General features: G+C 54.5%; 16 protein-coding genes. 12 read left to right on the forward strand and 4 right to left on the reverse strand.

Annotated features, from left to right (window positions below):
• Positions 1-131: 131 nt before the first annotated feature.
• On the forward strand, positions 132-899 hold the full coding sequence (locus Q3Y58_RS04305; protein WP_319621179.1) for a DUF502 domain-containing protein: 768 nt from the start codon (positions 132-134) through the stop codon (positions 897-899).
• Here the strand turns inward: Q3Y58_RS04305 and recG are convergent, their stop codons facing one another.
• Complete coding sequence (gene recG / locus Q3Y58_RS04310; protein WP_319621180.1) at positions 900-3002, reverse strand: ATP-dependent DNA helicase RecG; 2103 nt, start codon at positions 3000-3002, stop codon at positions 900-902.
• 171 nt (positions 3003-3173) lie between these two features.
• On the opposite strand from recG, the gene Q3Y58_RS04315 reads away from it, so the two are divergent.
• The 11 genes from Q3Y58_RS04315 (at position 3174) to Q3Y58_RS04365 (ending at position 16181) form a co-directional block, all read left to right on the forward strand.
• Entirely contained in the window at positions 3174-3467 is a 294-nt protein-coding gene (locus Q3Y58_RS04315) for an FAD assembly factor SdhE (protein WP_274216795.1), read from the forward strand.
• Between the two features lie 46 nt (positions 3468-3513).
• Positions 3514-6999 carry a transcription-repair coupling factor gene (mfd, locus tag Q3Y58_RS04320; protein ID WP_319621181.1) on the forward strand — a complete coding sequence of 1162 codons (3486 nt, stop codon included), beginning with the start codon at positions 3514-3516 and terminating at the stop codon, positions 6997-6999.
• Positions 7000-7185: 186 nt separating this feature from the next.
• Positions 7186-7458, forward strand: a complete 273-nt coding sequence (locus Q3Y58_RS04325; RefSeq protein WP_274216797.1) for an FtsB family cell division protein — start codon at positions 7186-7188, stop codon at positions 7456-7458.
• Between the two features lie 192 nt (positions 7459-7650).
• The gene (gene pdhA / locus Q3Y58_RS04330) at positions 7651-8700 is read left to right on the forward strand and encodes a pyruvate dehydrogenase (acetyl-transferring) E1 component subunit alpha (RefSeq protein ID WP_413697780.1); all 1050 of its coding nucleotides are present in this window, start codon (positions 7651-7653) and stop codon (positions 8698-8700) included.
• A gap of 18 nt (positions 8701-8718) precedes the next feature.
• Entirely contained in the window at positions 8719-10140 is a 1422-nt protein-coding gene (locus Q3Y58_RS04335) for a pyruvate dehydrogenase complex E1 component subunit beta (protein WP_319621182.1), read from the forward strand.
• Between the two features lie 16 nt (positions 10141-10156).
• Positions 10157-11500 (forward strand): pyruvate dehydrogenase complex dihydrolipoamide acetyltransferase, encoded by a 1344-nt coding sequence (locus Q3Y58_RS04340; protein ID WP_319621183.1) that lies wholly within the window; start codon positions 10157-10159, stop codon positions 11498-11500.
• A gap of 111 nt (positions 11501-11611) precedes the next feature.
• Positions 11612-12502, forward strand: a complete 891-nt coding sequence (locus tag Q3Y58_RS04345) for a glycosyltransferase family 17 protein (RefSeq protein ID WP_319621184.1) — start codon at positions 11612-11614, stop codon at positions 12500-12502.
• Positions 12499-13941 (forward strand): dihydrolipoyl dehydrogenase, encoded by a 1443-nt coding sequence (gene lpdA, locus Q3Y58_RS04350; protein WP_274216801.1) that lies wholly within the window; start codon positions 12499-12501, stop codon positions 13939-13941. Before Q3Y58_RS04345 ends, lpdA begins: the two co-directional genes overlap by 4 nt.
• A gap of 246 nt (positions 13942-14187) precedes the next feature.
• Positions 14188-14424 (forward strand): GlsB/YeaQ/YmgE family stress response membrane protein, encoded by a 237-nt coding sequence (locus tag Q3Y58_RS04355; RefSeq protein ID WP_319621185.1) that lies wholly within the window; start codon positions 14188-14190, stop codon positions 14422-14424.
• Positions 14425-14514: 90 nt separating this feature from the next.
• Positions 14515-15531, forward strand: coding sequence for a lipoyl synthase (gene lipA, locus Q3Y58_RS04360; protein ID WP_274216803.1), 1017 nt, complete (start codon positions 14515-14517; stop codon positions 15529-15531).
• A gap of 191 nt (positions 15532-15722) precedes the next feature.
• Positions 15723-16181: a type II toxin-antitoxin system RatA family toxin gene (locus Q3Y58_RS04365; protein WP_274216804.1), complete on the forward strand. Its 459-nt coding sequence runs from the start codon at positions 15723-15725 to the stop codon at positions 16179-16181.
• A 35-nt stretch (positions 16182-16216) separates the two neighbouring features.
• Here the strand turns inward: Q3Y58_RS04365 and Q3Y58_RS04370 are convergent, their stop codons facing one another.
• The 3 genes from Q3Y58_RS04370 to Q3Y58_RS04380 all read right to left on the reverse strand — a co-directional run bounded on the left by Q3Y58_RS04370 (position 16217) and on the right by Q3Y58_RS04380 (position 18498).
• Positions 16217-16699, reverse strand: a complete 483-nt coding sequence (locus Q3Y58_RS04370; RefSeq protein WP_274216805.1) for a hypothetical protein — start codon at positions 16697-16699, stop codon at positions 16217-16219.
• A gap of 70 nt (positions 16700-16769) precedes the next feature.
• Positions 16770-17270: a CinA family protein gene (locus tag Q3Y58_RS04375; RefSeq protein ID WP_274216806.1), complete on the reverse strand. Its 501-nt coding sequence runs from the start codon at positions 17268-17270 to the stop codon at positions 16770-16772.
• A gap of 7 nt (positions 17271-17277) precedes the next feature.
• Entirely contained in the window at positions 17278-18498 is a 1221-nt protein-coding gene (locus tag Q3Y58_RS04380; RefSeq protein WP_319621186.1) for a bifunctional 2-C-methyl-D-erythritol 4-phosphate cytidylyltransferase/2-C-methyl-D-erythritol 2,4-cyclodiphosphate synthase, read from the reverse strand.

An 18498-nucleotide genomic window follows, 5' to 3' on the forward strand; every position in this document is an offset into this window, starting at 1 on the left:
AAAAAAGTGCTGCCTCACCAACAATTTGTAGAGCTCTTGCAATAAAACACTCTCACTTTCACCATATAAAGCAATAGGATGGTGGTTGCCAATCACGCTTGCTTGTCAGGTCCTAAGGAAAGAAAGTGAACATGAAGCCTTCAGATTTCAATCAGAACCGGGAGGGAGATGCAACCGGTATCGGGGTCAAATCAGGTGGTTTCACAAAACTGCGCAACTACTTTTTGACCGGCCTTGTCGTGACCGGGCCCATCGGCATCACGTTGTATCTGAGCTGGTCTCTCATACAACTCGTGGATGGTTGGGTGAAGCCGTTTATTCCCGAGGTCTATAATCCGGATACCTACCTGTCCATTGAAGTGCCGGGTGTTGGACTGATAGCCGCTCTCCTGGCTGTGACTGTCATCGGCTTTCTAACTGCGAATATCGCAGGGCGCAGTCTGGTTAGTCTTGGTGAAAACATCGTTGGGCGCATGCCATTGGTGCGCAACATTTATTCCGCATTAAAACAGATCTTCGAGACGGTGTTTCAGGAAAATGGTCAAAGCTTCAAGAAGGCAGCTCTGATCGAGTATCCGCGTAAAGGGCTATGGGCAATCGTGTTTGTGGCGACGGACACCAAGGGCGAGGTCGCTGCCCGACTTGAAGATGAAGCCGAGACGGTTTCGGTGTTCCTTCCGACGACACCAAATCCGACTTCCGGTTTTCTGCTATTTGTACCGCGTTCTGAAGTTATTGAACTTTCCATGAGCGTGGAGGACGCTGCGAAGCTTGTGATTTCGGCTGGTCTGGTGAATCCGGAATACCCGAAAATTCTCAAAGAGAACGGCGAGGAAGTTGCTCAAAAGGCAGCGAAAGGTGGACGCGAACAGGCGCAGCCAACGGAAGCGGCCGAGTAACTACCCAGCACGAAGCAGCTTGACCGCTTCGTCTCTCGAGAAGAGATAGAGCAGGTGACGCAGGGCATCGCCTCTGGGAGATTGGAGTGCAGGATCCTTCGCAAGAATCAGTTTCGCGTCGTCCCGCGCCACTTCCATAAGGTCACCATGGGCTTCCACATTTGCGATCCTGAAACCTGGCATGCCGGATTGCCGCGTGCCGAGTAGCTCACCTTCTCCGCGCAGACGCAGGTCTTCTTCGGCAATTAGGAAGCCATCGTTGGTTTCGCGCAGGATGTTAAGCCGCGCTGCTGAGGTTTCTCCAAGGGGCGCCTTGTACAGGAGGAGGCAGGTGGAAGCTGCAGACCCGCGACCAACACGGCCGCGTAACTGATGAAGCTGGGCCAGGCCAAAGCGCTCCGCATGCTCGATGACGATGATGGTGGCGTCGGGAACGTCCACGCCGACCTCAATGACAGTCGTTGCAACGAGAAGCCGGGTGCGACCTTCCTTGAAATCATCCATGGCCTGTTGTTTGTCATCGGCGCTTTGTCGACCGTGAACGAGTGAGACGACAGGGCCCAGCGCGCGCTGCAGGTCTTCAAACCGCTCCTGCGCCGCTGCAAGATCAATCTTCTCCGATTCTTCGACCAACGGGCACACCCAGTAAGCCTTTTCACCGCGATGAATGGCAGCGCGCAGCCGATCCACCACCTCACTGATCCGGTCCAGTGAAACACTGACCGTCTTGATGGGCTGGCGACCTTTGGGCTTGTCGGTGAGACGAGACACTTCCATGTCGCCGAAATACGAAAGAACCAGCGTCCGGGGAATTGGTGTGGCGGTCATCACCAGCACTTCGACATGGTCTCCCTTGGAAGACAGAGAGAGGCGCTGATGCACCCCGAAGCGGTGTTGTTCGTCTACAACTGCGATGCCAAGGTTCTTGAAGTTCACCGAACTCTGAAAAAGCGCATGGGTCCCGACGATTAGATCGATTTCACCGGCTTCCAGTGCTGCGTTGATCTCTCGTTTGTTCTTTGCTGTGTCTTTGCCGCTCATGACAGCAACACGTATGCCTGCAGCCTTGCAGAGCGGCTCCATGGAGGCGAAATGCTGACGTGCGAGAATATCCGTTGGTGCCATCATGGCCGCCTGTGCACCGCTTTCGATGACCTGTGCCATGGCCATCAGGCCGACAACGGTTTTGCCCGAGCCTACATCCCCTTGCAAAAGTCGAAGCATTCTTGCTGGAGCTTCCAGGTCCTCCGAGATCTCCTTGAGCGCTTCAACCTGACCATCAGTAAGTTGAAAGGGTAGTGCTGAGAGGATTTTTGAGCGCAGGGAGCCGTTGCCATGGCGCTCTGTACCGCCTTGTTGACGCATGGAATTGCGAACAAGGGCCAGAGCGAGTTGGTTGGCCAGATACTCATCGTAGGCGAGGCGGCGGACTGCTTTGCTTTCCGCAACAAGGTCTGAGGCTTCCTCCGGATGGTGGACGGAAAGAAGCGCTTCTTGAAAAGATGGGAAACCCTGCTTGTCCATGAAGCTGGCGTCTTGCCACTCTGGCAGACTGGGGATCACCTTGACTGCCATCTGCATGGCTTTTGTGATCATGCGCCCGGAAAGTCCGGCTGTGAGCGGGTAAACGGGCTCGATAACAGGAAGGCTGGCGGCGTCTTCCTCTGTGACGATATAGTCCGGATGAACCATTTGGGCGCGGTCGTTGAACCACTCAACTTTTCCGGAGACGAGGCGCTGTTCCCCTATTGGAAGCACGCTTTCCAAATAGTCCCGGCGGGCGTGGAAGAACACCAGTTCAATAGAACCGGTTTCATCATGGGCGAAAATCTTGTAGGGCGCACGACTGTTCCTTGGCGGGGCTCGGTGCTGATCCACATGAAGGGTGAGGGTGACAATCATGCCTTCCGGGCTTCCTGCGATGCCTGGGCGCAGGCCGCGATCGATCATCGAGGTTGGAAGGTGGAACAGTAGATCGGCAATGCGCGCTTCACGCTCGGAATGGCCCACAAGCAAAGATGTCAGTGTCTTTGCCGTTTTGGGACCAATGCCCGGCAACTTGGTTACAGGAGCGAAGAGAGGATCAAGACGAGTTGGGCGCATTCAAAAAATCGGACTATAACGTGAACAGAGGCTTGATTGGTCGCATGTCTTCGCTATTTGTGCAACCGCAGATGAGAAAACACTGACAGATGTGTTTCCGCTCGTTATACACGGCTCTCTGATCCTTTGCGGCGGATTAATCCGCCGGCAGTCAAAAGTTGAGGCTCTCTCATGATCAACGACAATCAGCCCCCAAGTGATGCGCAGACCGCCAACCTTGATCCTCGCCGCAAGCGGATTTTGTTCCGTTGCTGGCATCGAGGGATGAAAGAGATGGACCTGTTGCTCGGCGGTTATGTGCAGACCCATGTGGCGATCATGGCAGATGAAGAACTCGATGAGCTTGAAGAGTTGCTGCAGCTTAATGATCAGGATTTGTTCTCGTGGTTCATTGGGTCAAAACCCGTTCCCGAGGACCGGAACACGGAGCTGTTCCGCCGCATTCTCGCGTTTCACAACAAGTAAGAGCGATCAGTCGCCCATTTCATTTTGAGCCAAGGAAGTCTTGACGGTGTTTGAAAGCCTGCTCTCCGATCACGCCAATATCTTGCTGTCGTCTGTCCCAGATGGAGCGGAAGCCTATGTGCTCGCAAAGATGCTGGAAGAGACCAAGGAGGAGGGGCTCGTCCTCACCTATGTTGCGCGGGATGCGACCCGCATGTCTCAGGTGGCCGAAGCGCTGGCATTCTTTGCCCCTCATGTGAAAACACTGGAGCTTCCGGCATGGGACTGTTTGCCTTATGACCGCGTTTCGCCAAACAGTTCCATTGTTGCCCGGCGGTTGACGACGCTCGGACTGCTGGCGCGCGGTGTGGAGGTGAAGGGTCAGACCGTGCTGCTGACCACCGTCAATGCTGCGTTGCAACGCCTTCCTGCCCGCGAGTGGGCTGCTACTCAGGCTCTGACCCTTGTGCCGGGCAACCGGGTGCAGCTTGATTCCATAATCCAGTGGCTTGAGATCAACGGCTTCTCCCGCACGCCAACTGTGCGCGAGACAGGTGAGTATGCGGTGCGCGGTGGCATTGTGGATCTGTTCTCACCAGGCGCTGAGGAGCCGGTACGTCTGGACTTCTTTGGTGACACGTTGGAATCTATCCGTTCCTTTGACACTGAGACCCAACGAACTCTCGCTCAGAAGAAGAGCCTGAACCTTGTGCCCATGAGCGAAGTGGTGCTGGAACCTGAGACCATTTCCCGTTTCCGCCGCAACTATGTCTCCACATTCGGCGCGGCAGACAGGGATGACGTGCTTTATCACACCATCAGTGAGGGGCGCCGCTATCCGGGAATGGAACACTGGCTTCCGCTTTTCCATGAACGTCTGGAAAGCCTGTTTGATTATGTGGGAGATGTGCCCATCGTTCTCGACAGTTCTGATGAGGACGTAGTCAAAGAGCGTTTGGAGCAGGTTAGTGAGCATCATGCCGCCCGCGATGAAGCGCTGGGCGGATCTGCCATTTCCAGCGGCGTACCTTATAAGCCTGTTGAGCCAAAACTGCTTTACTTTGGTCAGGATGAGTGGACCACGACGCTTAGTGATCGCGGCGTGGGGCGTTTGTCGCCCTTTGCAGCGCCTCCGGGTTCTGCGCTTTCAATTGATTTGCAGGGACGGCAGGGCCGCAGCTTTGCGGCGGAACGTGCGGCCGGAGATGTCAACATCTTCGAAGCGCTTGCCAAGCACGCTTCGGCTTTGCGCGGTGAGGGCAAAACGGTTGTTATTTCTTGCTGGAGTGAAGGCTCCCGCGAGCGTCTTGTACAGGTATTGGCGGATCACGGGCTTGATCGCACCGGGTATGCAGGCTCCATTGAAGAGTTGGAGAAGCTGCCAAAAGGCATGAGTGGCCTCATTGTGCTTGGGATCGAGCAAGGCTTCGAAATCGGCCCCTACGCCTTTATCGGTGAACAGGACATTCTCGGGGATCGGCTTGTTCGTCAGGGGCGCCGCCGCAAGAAAGCTTCCAACGCGCTGACGGAAGCGACCAGTCTTCATGAAGGGGATCTGGTCGTTCATGTGGAGCACGGTATTGGTCGCTTCATTGGCCTGAAGACCATTGAGGCTGTTGGGGCTCCGCACGACTGCCTTGAGCTTCAGTACGCTGGCGGCGACAAGCTTTATCTGCCCGTTGAGAACATCGAGCTTCTTACGCGATATGGTTCCGAGGATCAGGAAGTGCAGCTCGATAAGCTGGGTGGGGGAGCATGGCAAGCGCGCAAGGCGCGCATGAAGAAGCGCATTCTCGAGATCGCAGATGGACTGATCAAGACCGCAGCAGAGCGCGCGCTGAGATCAGCGCCAGCACTCAACGTGCCGGATGGAGCCTATGACGAGTTCGTAGCCCGATTTGCCTATGATGAGACCGATGATCAGTTGAACGCAATTGATGCGGTGTTTGAGGATCTGGCATCGGGCCGCCCCATGGATCGATTGATTTGTGGCGATGTGGGCTTTGGTAAAACTGAGGTCGCGCTGCGTGCGGCGTTCCTTGCCGCCATGTCCGGTCGTCAGGTCGCAATTGTGGTTCCTACAACTTTGTTGGCACGCCAGCACTACAAGACGTTCTCTGAGCGTTTTCAGGGGCTACCACTCAATGTGCGTCAGGCATCACGGTTGGTTTCTTCAAAGGAGCTGAGCGAGACTAAAAAGGGCTTGAAGGACGGTTCTGTCGATATTGTCGTGGGGACACATGCTCTGCTTGGAAAGAGCGTGAGTTTCCGTGATCTAGGCCTGTTGATCATCGATGAAGAACAGCATTTTGGCGTAAAACATAAAGAGCGCCTTAAAGAGTTCAAATCGGATGTTCACGTCCTGACCCTCTCGGCCACTCCAATCCCGCGCACGCTTCAGCTGGCTCTGACCGGGGTGCGTGAGCTTTCCTTGATCGCAACGCCGCCGGTGGATCGTCTTGCGGTGCGCACCTTCATCTCGCCTTTTGATCCGATGGTGATCCGTGAATCTCTGCTGAGGGAGCACTATCGCGGCGGTCAGAGCTTCTATGTGTGTCCACGTCTTGCTGACCTCGCGGAGATACAGCAATTTCTGGAGCAGAATGTTCCTGAGGTGAAAGTTGCGGTGGCTCATGGTCAAATGGGCGCTGGGCCACTGGAAGACATCATGAACGCCTTTTATGAAGGTAAGTTCGATGTGCTGCTTTCAACGACAATTGTTGAATCCGGATTGGATATTCCGAACGCCAACACGCTGATCGTTCATCGGGCGGATATGTTCGGCCTTGGCCAGCTCTATCAGATCCGAGGGCGCGTAGGGCGTTCAAAGACACGTGCCTATGCGTTGTTTACCGTTCCAGCCAACAAGAAGCTCACAGTGACCGCGGAGCGTCGATTGCGCGTGCTGCAATCCCTTGAGAACCTGGGCGCAGGTTTCCAGCTTGCCAGTCATGATCTGGATATCCGCGGGGCAGGTAACCTGCTTGGCGAAGAGCAATCTGGCCACATCAAGGAAGTGGGGTTTGAGCTTTACCAGCAGATGCTGGAGGAGGCGGTTGCCCAGCTAAAATCTGGCGGTGAAGAGTTTGGTGAGGAGAAGTGGTCGCCGCAGATTACTGTCGGCACGCCTGTTCTCATCCCAGATACCTATGTGCCCGATCTGCAAGTGCGGCTTGATCTCTACCGCCGTCTTGCTGATGTGACGGAAGCAGATGAGATCGAAGGTTTTGCTGCGGAGATGATTGATCGCTTCGGCTCTATGCCGGTCGAGGTCAATCACCTCCTCAAGATTGTTTACATCAAGGGCCTATGCCGCAAGGCGAACGTGGAAAAGATCGACGCGGGACCAAAGGGCGTTGTGATCTCCTTCCGCAACTCGGAGTTCCCAAACCCAGCCGGGCTTGTTTCCTATATTGCCGAGCAGGGCTTTTTGGCAAAAATCAAGCCGGACCAGAAGGTTGTGTTGACCAGAGACTGGCCGGGGCCGGAGGACAGGCTGAAGGGAACTGCGACCATATTGAACAAGCTGGTCAAGCTAGCAAAAGCTGCATGAGGAATATTCAGGCTCGCTTCTCACAGGCGGGCCTGATTTTTATAGCTTCACTCGAAAATCAGGGGATGCGGAAACTCTTGGTTAAGGCTATTTCGGCATAGTCTCAACCAGTGACCAATTTGTATTTTGTAGGTCGTTCCCTTGCTAGCAACTACTCGTCAACGCAGAGAATCCTCTCTCAAAAAGATGCTTGGCCCAGCTGTCGCTGTGGCCTTGCTCAGCTACTTCGGCTATCATGCATTCAACGGTGAGCTTGGTCTCGTCGGTAAAGCAGCCATTGAGAATCAGGTTGCTGAACTGGAAACCGAACTCGCGGCTCTAAAAGAAGAGCGTCTGGTCCTGCAACGTAGGGTCTTCCTGCTTATGCCGGACAGTCTGGATCCGGATATGGTCGATGAGCGCGCACGCGCCAGCTTGAACCTGGTGCATCCAAATGAAGTCGCAATCTTACGTCGATAGCCTCGTTTGGAAGTATATTAACTCATATCTGGTTATGTGTAGGTAGATAACCTGATGCTGGTTAATTGCAAATAATCCATATATGTCAATCCTGTAGCCGGTGAATTGTTCTAAATCGTCAGGCTTGGCGTGAGTGGTTCTCCGGAGTACTGTCCTTCCCATAATTAGCACACGTCACGAAAGACGAGGGTCATGGCTGGAACAGAAACCAAGTCTACCGGAGGTCGCTCAAGAGGCGCCTCTAAAGCCCGCGGGGCGATGAAAAATACGCCCGCTATCGCTGAGTTCTCCAAGGAAGAAGAGCTGAAGGCATACCGCGAGATGCTGCTTATCCGCCGCTTCGAAGAGAAGGCGGGTCAGCTGTACGGCATGGGTGTCATCGGTGGCTTCTGCCACCTCTACATCGGTCAGGAAGCCGTTGTAGTTGGCATGGAGATGTCCAAGGTACAGGGCGATCAAATGATCACCAGTTACCGCGATCACGGTCACATGCTCGCTTGCGGTATGGACCCAAATGGTGTGATGGCGGAACTCGCCGGCCGCCAGGGTGGTCTGTCCAAGGGTAAGGGCGGCTCCATGCACATGTTCTCCAAGGAAAAGGAATTCTACGGCGGCCACGGTATCGTTGGCGCTCAGGTTCCTCTTGGGACAGGTTTGGCGTTCACCAACAAGTACAAGGAAAATGGCAATGTTGCCTTGACCTTCTTTGGTGATGGCGCAGTGAACCAGGGCCAGGTCTATGAAGCTTTCAATATGGCGAAGCTCTGGAACCTGCCTGTGATCTATGTGATCGAAAACAACAAGTACGGCATGGGCACCAGTGTTGAGCGTGCCTCTTCAACCACCGATCTGTCCCAGCGTGGCCAGTCCTTTGGTATTCCGGGTGTTCAGGTGGACGGCATGGATGTTCGTGCAGTGAAAGCTGCGACCGACTATGCCATGGAATGGTGCCGTGAAGGCAACGGTCCTTACATCCTCGAGATGATCACTTACCGCTACCGTGGTCACTCCATGTCTGACCCGGCCAAGTACCGCTCCAAGGACGAAGTTCAGAAGATGAAGTCCGAGCACGACCCAATCGAGCAGGTTCGTGCACGCCTTCTTGAAAAGAAGTGGGCGAGTGAAGACGAGCTCAAGGCGATCGACAAGGAAGTTCGCGGAATTGCGTCAGCAGCGGCTGACTTTGCGCAGAGCGACTCTGAGCCGGATGCATCTGAGCTTTACACGGACATTATCCTCTAAGGGTGGGAATACAAAGTTATGCCGATTGAAATTTTGATGCCGGCTCTTTCTCCAACCATGGAAGAGGGTAACCTCTCCAAGTGGGTCAAGAAAGAAGGCGATACCGTTTCGGCTGGCGATGTTATCGCTGAGATCGAAACCGACAAGGCAACCATGGAAGTGGAAGCCGTCGATGAGGGTGTTCTGGGCAAGATCCTGATCGAAGAAGGCGCTGAAGGCGTGAAGGTGAACACACCAATCGCCGTTCTTCTGGAAGAAGGCGAAGATGCTTCGGCCATCAACACCGCTGCAGCTGCTCCAGCAGCAGAGGCTGCGCCAGCCGCAGAAGCAGCACCAGCATCGCCTGCTGTTGTGACTTCTCCGGTACCTGCCGCGACGGGTGATGAGTACGTCAGCCCATGTGCGCCAATCAAGGTCGAAGTTGGTCAGGATCCTGAGATCCCAGCTGGCACCGAAATGCGTAGCACCACCGTTCGTGAAGCGCTTCGTGATGCGATGGCAGAAGAAATGCGTCGCAACGAGAACGTCTTCCTGATGGGTGAAGAGGTTGGTGAGTATCAGGGCGCCTACAAGATCTCTCAGGGTCTTCTGGATGAGTTCGGTGAAAAGCGCGTCATCGACACGCCAATTACCGAGCATGGCTTTACCGGCCTTGCCGTTGGTGCTGCTATGTCTGGTCTGAACCCAATCGTGGAGTTCATGACCTTCAACTTCGCCATGCAGGCCATCGACCAGATCATCAACTCTGCTGCCAAGACGCTCTACATGTCCGGCGGTCAGATGGGTGCTCCGATCGTATTCCGTGGTCCAAACGGCGCAGCTGCGCGCGTTGGTGCACAGCACTCTCAAGACTACGCCGCATGGTATGCAAGCATTCCGGGCATGAAGGTGGTTCAGCCTTACACTGCGGCTGATGCCAAGGGCTTGTTGAAGGCTGCAATCCGCGACCCGAACCCAGTTGTGTTCCTTGAAAACGAGATCCTTTACGGTCAGCACTTTGATGTGCCTGTCATGGATGACTACGTGCTGCCAATCGGCCGTGCGAAAGTCGTTCGCGAAGGGACTGATGTGACGCTCGTTTCCTGGGGCATCGGCATGACCTACGCGTTGCCAGCTGCAGAAGAACTTGCAAAGCAGGGTGTTTCTGCCGAGGTGATCGATCTGCGGTCTATCCGCCCACTGGATATCGACACTATCCTTGCTTCAGTTCGCAAGACTGGCCGTCTGGTTACGGTTGAGGAGGCATTCCCGATTGCTTCCGTTTCTTCGGAAATCGCATTCCAGACCCAGGAACAGGCTTTCGACTTCCTTGACGCCCCAGTACTTCGCGTGACTGGCAAGGATGTCCCAATGCCTTACGCTGCGAACCTTGAAAAGCTGGCTCTGCCAACTGCCAAGGAAGTAATCGACGCGGTGAAAGCCGTGACCTACACCGCATAAGGCGAGGGGCAACTCGATGTCTATCAAAATTCTGATGCCTGCGCTCTCTCCAACCATGGAAGAGGGTAACCTTGCCAAGTGGCTGGTTAAGGAAGGCGATTCAGTTTCTGCTGGCGATGTGATCGCGGAAATCGAAACTGACAAGGCAACAATGGAAGTCGAGAGCATCGATGAAGGTGTTGTTGGTAAAATCTTGGTGCCGGAAGGTGCTGAAGGTGTGAAGGTAAACGAGCTGATCGCTGTTCTTCTCGAAGAAGGCGAAGATGCTTCTGCAGTAGATGCGGCAACCGACGCACCTGCTGCTGCACCGGCCGCTCCAGAAGCTCCAGCTGCCGAAGCGGCTGCACCTGCTGCGCCGGCTGCACCAGCACCAACTCCTGCTGCTGCACCTGCTAAGCCTGAAGGGGAACGCGTGTTCTCTTCTCCTTTGGCACGTCGTCTTGCAAAGCAGAACGGTCTGGATATCTCCAAGATCGCTGGTTCTGGTCCGCGCGGCCGCGTTGTGAAACGCGACATTGAAGCTGCGCTGGCATCTGGCACTGGTAAGGCAGAGGCGCCAGCCGCTGCCGATGCTGCGCCTAAGGCCGCCGAAGCACCAAAGGCTGCGGCACCTGCTGGTCAGTCTGATGAGCAGATCCTCAAGATGTTCGAGGAAGGTTCCTACGAGGTTGTCCCACACGACAACATGCGCAAGGTTATCGCCAAGCGCCTGACGGAATCCAAGCAAACCGTTCCGCATTTCTACCTGACTGTAGAAACTGAACTGGATGCGCTTCTGGCCCTTCGCGCTCAGCTGAACGCTTCTGCTCCGAAGGACAAGGACGGCAACCCGGCCTACAAGATCTCCGTAAATGATATGGTGATCAAGGCGCACGCATTGGCGCTGCGCGCTGTACCGGGCGCAAATGCTTCCTGGACTGAAGGTGGCATGCTGTTGCACAAGAACGCTGACGTCGGCGTTGCGGTTTCCATCGATGGTGGTCTGATCACACCGATCATTCGCCGTGCTGATGAGAAGACGCTGTCCACCATCTCCATCGAGATGAAGGACCTTGCAAAGCGTGCGCGTGATCGCAAGTTGGCACCAAACGAATTCCAAGGCGGTACGACTTCCGTATCGAACTTGGGCATGTTTGGTGTGAATGACTTCTCTGCAGTCATCAACCCACCTCATGCAACCATCCTTGCGGTTGGTGCGGGCATCAAGAAGCCTGTGGTGAAGGGTGATGAGATTGTTCCTGCAACAGTCATGTCCGTCACGTTGTCTACCGACCACCGCGCGGTTGATGGTGCACTGGGCGCTGAGCTGCTTCAGGCCTTCAAAAGCTTCATCGAAAATCCGATGAGCATGCTGGTCTAACGACTTCATGTAAGGCGGTTGGCTCTGGCCGCCGCCTTACCTGTTCTGGTGCGACGGTTATACGGAAGGCTGCTCCCAAGGGGCGCCGGAAGTTGCAGGTGAGGGTGCCGAATGGGAAGAGTGATTGACGGTTTTACGTTCTTCAATGAGCTTGATGTTCTCGAACTCAGGCTGGGAGAACTTTATAATGTTGTCGATCAGTTCATCCTTGTTGAGGCTACTCAAACTTTTACCGGAGGGGCCAAGGCTCTTTTTTACAGCGATAACAAGGAACGGTTCTCAGCATTTGCCGACAAAATCACCCACGTGATCGTCTCGGATATGCCTGAGGATGCGCCATCAGCCTGGACACGTGAGTATCATCAAAGGGATGCGATCGGTCGAGGGCTGCCGGATGGGGCACCTGACGATCTGATCCTTGTGTCTGATGTAGATGAGATCCCGAAGCCTGAAGCCCTGGAAGCTGCCAGGGCCGACAAGCGGTCCCAACATGGCCTGACCTGGTTTGGAACGGATATCTTTCGGTATCGTCTGAACTACAAAGATGATGTGAATGATCTGACGTCTTGCCCACGCATGATTGCGCGTCGGCATTTCAGCGGGGCTCAGAACCTTCGACGTGAGCGCGTGATTAGAAGTCGTTCGGCGCCGAGGCTCTTGGAGGGCTTCATGTGGCATGCTTCAGCACTGCGCAAGTTCGGACGTCCCATGCACCGCATCATCCGACCATCTTCGAGTTGGCACTTCAGCTATCTCGGAAACATGGACAAGGTTTTGACCAAAGTTGCCGCCTATTCGCACACGGAACACATGAACGACGCGTATCTGGGCCGAGCGGAACGCACGCTGAAACGCCTTGATACGGGAGATGGAGGCTCCAAGCTGGTCGACAAGAACAGTCCGGAGCTTCCCCGATACTTTCGAGAGAACTTTGACCGGTTCTCTGACCTTTATGTCGAGCCTCAGCTAAAAGAGGCGGCAACAACGAGGATTGATCGATGAGTGGCACTGCCTATGACGTCATCATTATCGGCTCTGGGCCCGGTGGCTACACCACGGCTATTCGCGCAGCTCAGCTTGGGCTGAAGACCGCGATCGTTGAGCGCGAGCACATGGGTGGCATCTGCCTGAATTGGGGCTGCATTCCAACCAAGGCGCTTCTGCGTTCCGCAGAGATTTACCACTACATGCAGCATGCCAAGGACTATGGCCTGTCTGCCGACAACATCAGTTTTGACCCGACTGCAGTAGTCAAGCGCTCACGCGGCGTTTCCGGCCAGCTTAACGGTGGTATCGGGTTCTTGATGAAGAAGAACAAGGTGGACATCATCTGGGGTGAAGCCAAGCTTTCAAAGCCGGGCGAGATCGTCGTTGGTGCACCAAGCCGCGCGGCCTACGAGCCGCAACACCCAACGCCAAAGGGCGTGAAGGGGCATGGCACCTACACCGCAAAGCACATCATTGTTGCAACAGGTGCGCGTCCTCGCGTGATCCCAGGTCTTGAGCCTGACAAGGAGAACATCTGGACCTACTTCGAGGCCATGGTTCCGCCTAAGATGCCAAAGTCTCTCGTTGTGATGGGTTCTGGCGCAATCGGCATCGAGTTCGCTTCGTTCTACCGCACCATGGGTGCGGATGTGACCGTAGTTGAGATGATGAGCCAGATCATGCCGGTGGAAGACCCGGAAATCTCTGCTCTTGCTAAGAAAAACATGGAAAAGCAGGGCATCAAGTTTGTGCTTGAAGCCAAGGTTTCCAAGGTCGAGAAGGGCAATGGTCAGATTACGGCAACGGTTGAGACCAAGGACGGCAAGACACAGCAGATCACAGCTGAAAAGCTTATTTCTGCGGTTGGCGTTGTTGGTAATATTGAGAGCCTTGGTCTTGAGGAAGTTGGCGTCAAGACCGAACGTGGCTGTGTGGTAATCGACGGTTATGGCCGCACAAACGTGCCGGGCATATATGCGATCGGCGACGTTGCAGGCCCTCCAATGCTGGCGCACAAGGCAGAGCACGAAGGTGTGATCTGCATTGAGAACATCGCCGGTCTGCATGTTCATCCAATGGACAAGGGGCAGATCCCGGGCTGTACCTACTGTAATCCTCAGGTGGCTTCGGTCGGTCTTACCGAGCCTAAAGCCAAGGAAGCAGGTTACGAGGTCAAGGTTGGTCGCTTCCCATTCATGGGGAACGGCAAGGCGATTGCTCTTGGTGAGCCAGAAGGCCTCGTAAAGACGATCTTCGACGCAAAGACCGGTCAGCTTCTTGGTGCCCACATGGTTGGTGCTGAGGTAACCGAGCTCATTCAGGGCTTTGTTGTCGCCATGGGTCTTGAGACCACTGAAGAAGACCTGATGCACACCGTGTTCCCGCATCCAACACTCTCTGAAATGATGAAGGAAAGTGTTCTTGATGCGTACGGACGTGCGTTGAACATGTAAGTTGTGATGCCCACCTGTTGATTGCAGCGGGTGGGCATGACGTTGCTTGGACGCTCATCGATGGCGTGTACTGTCGGTGAATGGCTCAAGCGAGGTACTCATTGATCTGGCGATTTGAACCGCCAAATGAGGTTCTGCCGTGTTCCGGTGGGTCGGTTTGTGATCGACAGGCCGCATAAAGTGGTGGTGCCGGGTCCGCTCATCAAATGTTATGTGTTTGGGCGAGTTCAGCTACGGAGAATGTAAATGGGTATCTTTCTTTGGATTATTGTCGGTCTTATTGCTGGGTTTATTGCGCATCGGGTTTTCGACAGTCGCGGCGGTATGATCGGTAGCCTGGTTCTTGGTCTAATTGGAGCCCTTGTTGGAGGGTATCTGGCAAATATCTTGAACCTTAATGTAACTGGCGGGTTTATTGATCAGCTGATCATAGCTACCTGCGGGGCTGTTCTCTTGTTGTTTTTGAAGCGCAAGGTGTTTTAGGCCCTGTTTCCCGGCCGGTTTGTAAATTGCATAGGGTGTTCGGAGAGAAGGGGCCTTGACCTTTCGCTCTGAAAGCAGCATGTGAGTGCCATGGTCACCATCGTAGATACACTGAATAAGCCAAACGCAAAGCCAGCGACACCAGCTGCAGTAAATGCAGAGATCGCAGGTGAGAAGGACGCGCGTCCACGCCACCCGGAAAAGGCGCACCGCCCGGACAACCCGGTGCAGCGCAAGCCCAAGTGGATCCGTGTGAAAGCGCCTACATCCCCTGTCTATCGGGAAACGCATGAGCTTGTTCGCGAAAAAAAGCTCGTTACCGTTTGTGAAGAGGCTGGCTGTCCCAACATTGGTGAGTGCTGGTCAAAGAAGCACGCAAGTTTCATGATCCTTGGCGATACGTGCACCCGTGCTTGTGCGTTTTGTAACGTGCGTACCGGTATGCCGGGCGCTGTTGATGAAACCGAACCTCAGCATATCGCCGAAGCGGTTCAGACCATGGGTCTGGAACATGTTGTGATCACTTCAGTGGACCGCGATGACCTTGATGATGGTGGTGCCACGCACTTTGCCAATGTGATCAAGGCTATCCGCGAGGTATCTCCAAACACGACCATCGAAGTGCTGACACCTGACTTCCTGCGCAAGGATGGGGCACTGGAAATCGTTGTGAACGCAAAGCCAGACGTGTTTAACCACAATCTGGAAACTGTGCCTTCCAACTATTTGAAAGTTCGTCCGGGCGCGCGCTACTTCCACTCCATCCGTCTGTTGCAACGGGTGAAGGAGATCGATCCGAACATGTTTACCAAGTCGGGTATCATGGTCGGTCTTGGGGAAGAGCGGAACGAAGTTCTGCAGCTCATGGACGATCTTCGCAGCGCTGATGTTGATTTTCTCACTGTTGGTCAGTATCTGCAGCCAACCAAGAAGCACCATCCAGTCATGAAATTCGTGACGCCGGAAGAGTTCAAGGCGTATGAGCGCATCGCTTACTCAAAGGGCTTCCTGAAAGTCTCTGCAAGCCCGCTGACCAGGTCATCGCACCATGCTGGCGAAGACTTTGAAGACCTGAAGAAGGCACGTGCAGCCAAGCTGGGGAACTGAGTCCTCAGCAAGAGTTGAAGACGGCCACGCCTTGCGCGTGGCCTTTTTGTATTTACATTTTTTCATGTAACTAGTCGCATCATGGCATGTGGACAGTGCGAACTGATGATCGGCCACGTGTTGGCAGTCAGGCTTTCCTGAAGTATGTCAGGGCGCAGAATGCGAACGGAAGAAGGCTTCGGTAGACGATTATGCCGTCATTCAAGACAGTACACCGTGTTCAACATACAGCAGAGGATATGTTCCATCTCGTTGCTGATATTGAACAGTACCCGCGATTTGTTCCGCTTTGTCAGAACCTTGTGGTCCGTGGACGACGCCCTTTGGAGGCGGAACGGGAAGTGCTGATCGCTGATATGACGGTGGCTTACAAGGTGGTGAAGGAGACTTTCACCAGCCGAGTGACTCTTGATCCGTCGAATCTGGAGATTCTCGTTGAGTACCTTGACGGGCCCTTCAAGCATCTTGAGAACCGTTGGAACTTCCTATCTCCAGAAGATCACCTCTGCGATATCTCGTTCTACATTGATTATGAGTTCAAGAGCCGAACGCTCGGGGCTTTGATGGGAACGATGTTTGATCGTGCTTTTCGAAAGTTCTCTGAAGCCTTCGAAGCACGAGCAGATGAGGTTTATGGCGCTGCTGCCTGAGGTGTGCCCTCCCGCTCTATACAGATCGGAAAGCGTCAGGGCCTTGCATCATATGGTTGCGTTGGCAGAAGGGGGCTTTCTTCTTCCTTCTTTGAGCCAAGGCTGCGATCGTTGAACGTTTTTCGAATGGCCTCAAACCGGTTCTTACGATCGGTTGTTATGTTCCGGGCGTTGAGCATGGCGTCCTCCAAGGACACGTAAACGCCGACCTGACGCAGGCTGACATGCTCAGTTGGATTGTCGCACAGGATATCCCAGCGTCCATTCTTGTGACCCTCCAACGTGACCTGCCGACCAGATTGCTCTTCCCATTTCGACCAGACCACTGTGTAGGGGCGCAGCCAGAAGTTTGAGCCGCAGATCTTGACACGCTTGTGGCCATCCTTTGCCACGCTGAACATCTTGTGGCTGCCGACAAACTCACCTTCATTATCTCGTGAAATCATATAGACCTCCGAAGCAAGGCCGGAGGTCGAAAACAGTGCGCCGAACAGAGCAAGGGCGAAAAGACGCTTCATAAAATATCCAGTAAAATATTCGGTAGTATTTACACTGGATGAAGCATAGGCATGCTGTGTTTTGAAAGGGTTAAGATTGCTCTGCGGCGATCTTTAGCAGTTTTATGGCCGTAGCTACTGATTTGTGTCGGATAACTTCGCGGCCAAGGTCGCCGAAGCGAGCTTCTTCATGGTGCTCGAAGCCACTGCTAGCCTTTACCGCAAAATGCACAAGACCGACTGGCTTGTCGGGTGAGCCGCCGCCAGGGCCAGCGATGCCAGTAATGGAAACAGCGATCTGGGCACGGGCACGGCCGAGGGCGCCATGAGCCATGGCGAGAGCCACCTGTTTGCTTACAGCGCCGTGTTCCTCAAGAAGGGGCAGGGGGACGCCGATCATTTCATTTTTTGCTTCGTTGGAATAAGTGACAAAGCCTCTGTCGACCACGGCTGAAGAGCCCGCGATTTCCGTAAGCAGTCCGGCCACGAGGCCGCCCGTGCATGATTCTGCTGTGGCGATCATCAGAGACTTTTCGGCGCATAGTGCGATGAGCTGTTCTGCCTGCGGCCGCAATGAAACAAGGTCTGTCATTTGAACCCTACCAATCTTCGTTGCCTGGGAGGCGGATAGTGGCGGTCGCCATGGATGCTATGCCTTCTTCTCGCCCAGTAAAACCGAGTTTTTCGGAGGTGGTTGCTTTTACGGCTACCCGTTCGATTGGCAGCTCGCAGATCTCGGAGATGCGAGCGCGCATTGCGTTGCGATACGGCCCTATCTTGGGGCGTTCGCAAATGATCGTGCAGTCAAGATGCGCGATGCGTCCTCCGCGCTCTGTAACCTTGTCGACGGCATACTTCAGAAACTGGTCTGATGCTGCGCCCTTCCACTGCGGATCAGAAGGGGGGAAGTGAGATCCGATATCGCCATCTGCCAATGCACCAAAGATGGCGTCGGTTATGGCATGAAGAGCCACATCCGCATCCGAATGCCCTTTGAGCTTCATCGTGTGCGGGATGGAGATGCCGCCAAGGATCACAGCGTCCCCCTCTTCAAAGGCATGAACGTCGTAGCCCGAGCCGACACGAATATCCGAGAGCATGAGAGTGTTCTCCATTGTCACCTTCTGACGTGCAAGTTCCATATCACGAGGGGTTGTGAGTTTCACGTTGGCGCTATCACCCTCAACGATCAGGACCGGTATGCCGACATGCTCCATGAGCGCGGTGTCGTCGGTAAAGTCGTTGCGGTTTTCAGCGTATGCCTGGCGATGAGCCCCTGATATTGCATCAAAGTCGAACCCTTGCGGTGTCTGTGCGCTCCATATGCGTGTGCGATCAATGGTGCCTTCTATGGTTCCGTCATCGCCTCTGCTTTTGAGAGTGTCGCTGACTTTTGTTGAGGGCAGGACGGCTTTACTGCCGTTCTTGAGCTGATTGATTACCCGGTTAATGACGTCCTGGGTGATAAAGGGACGGACCCCGTCATGAATGAGGACAAAGTCAGGGGAATGTTCCGCCAGCGCGGCAAGGCCGAGATGGACGGACTCTTGGCGCTCTTTCCCGCCCACAACCGGGGGTAGCAGCTTGTCGCTCTCCAGAGACAGGGTGGCCTTTTCATAGAGGTCAAAGTCATCTGCATGAATGACGCAGAGAACCCGGGAAACGTGCTCGTTGTCGATGAACTTTTGACAAGTGCGTTGCAAAACCGACTGCCCGGCCAAATCCCGATATTGCTTGGGACTGGAGTCAGTATCGGTCAACATGCGGGAGCCACGGCCTGCGGCCACAACCAGCGCGACAATCTGCGGTTCTTGGGTCAA

This window comes from Nesiotobacter zosterae, from assembly GCF_033843645.1.
In the GTDB taxonomy this organism is placed as follows: domain Bacteria; phylum Pseudomonadota; class Alphaproteobacteria; order Rhizobiales; family Stappiaceae; genus Pseudovibrio; species Pseudovibrio zosterae.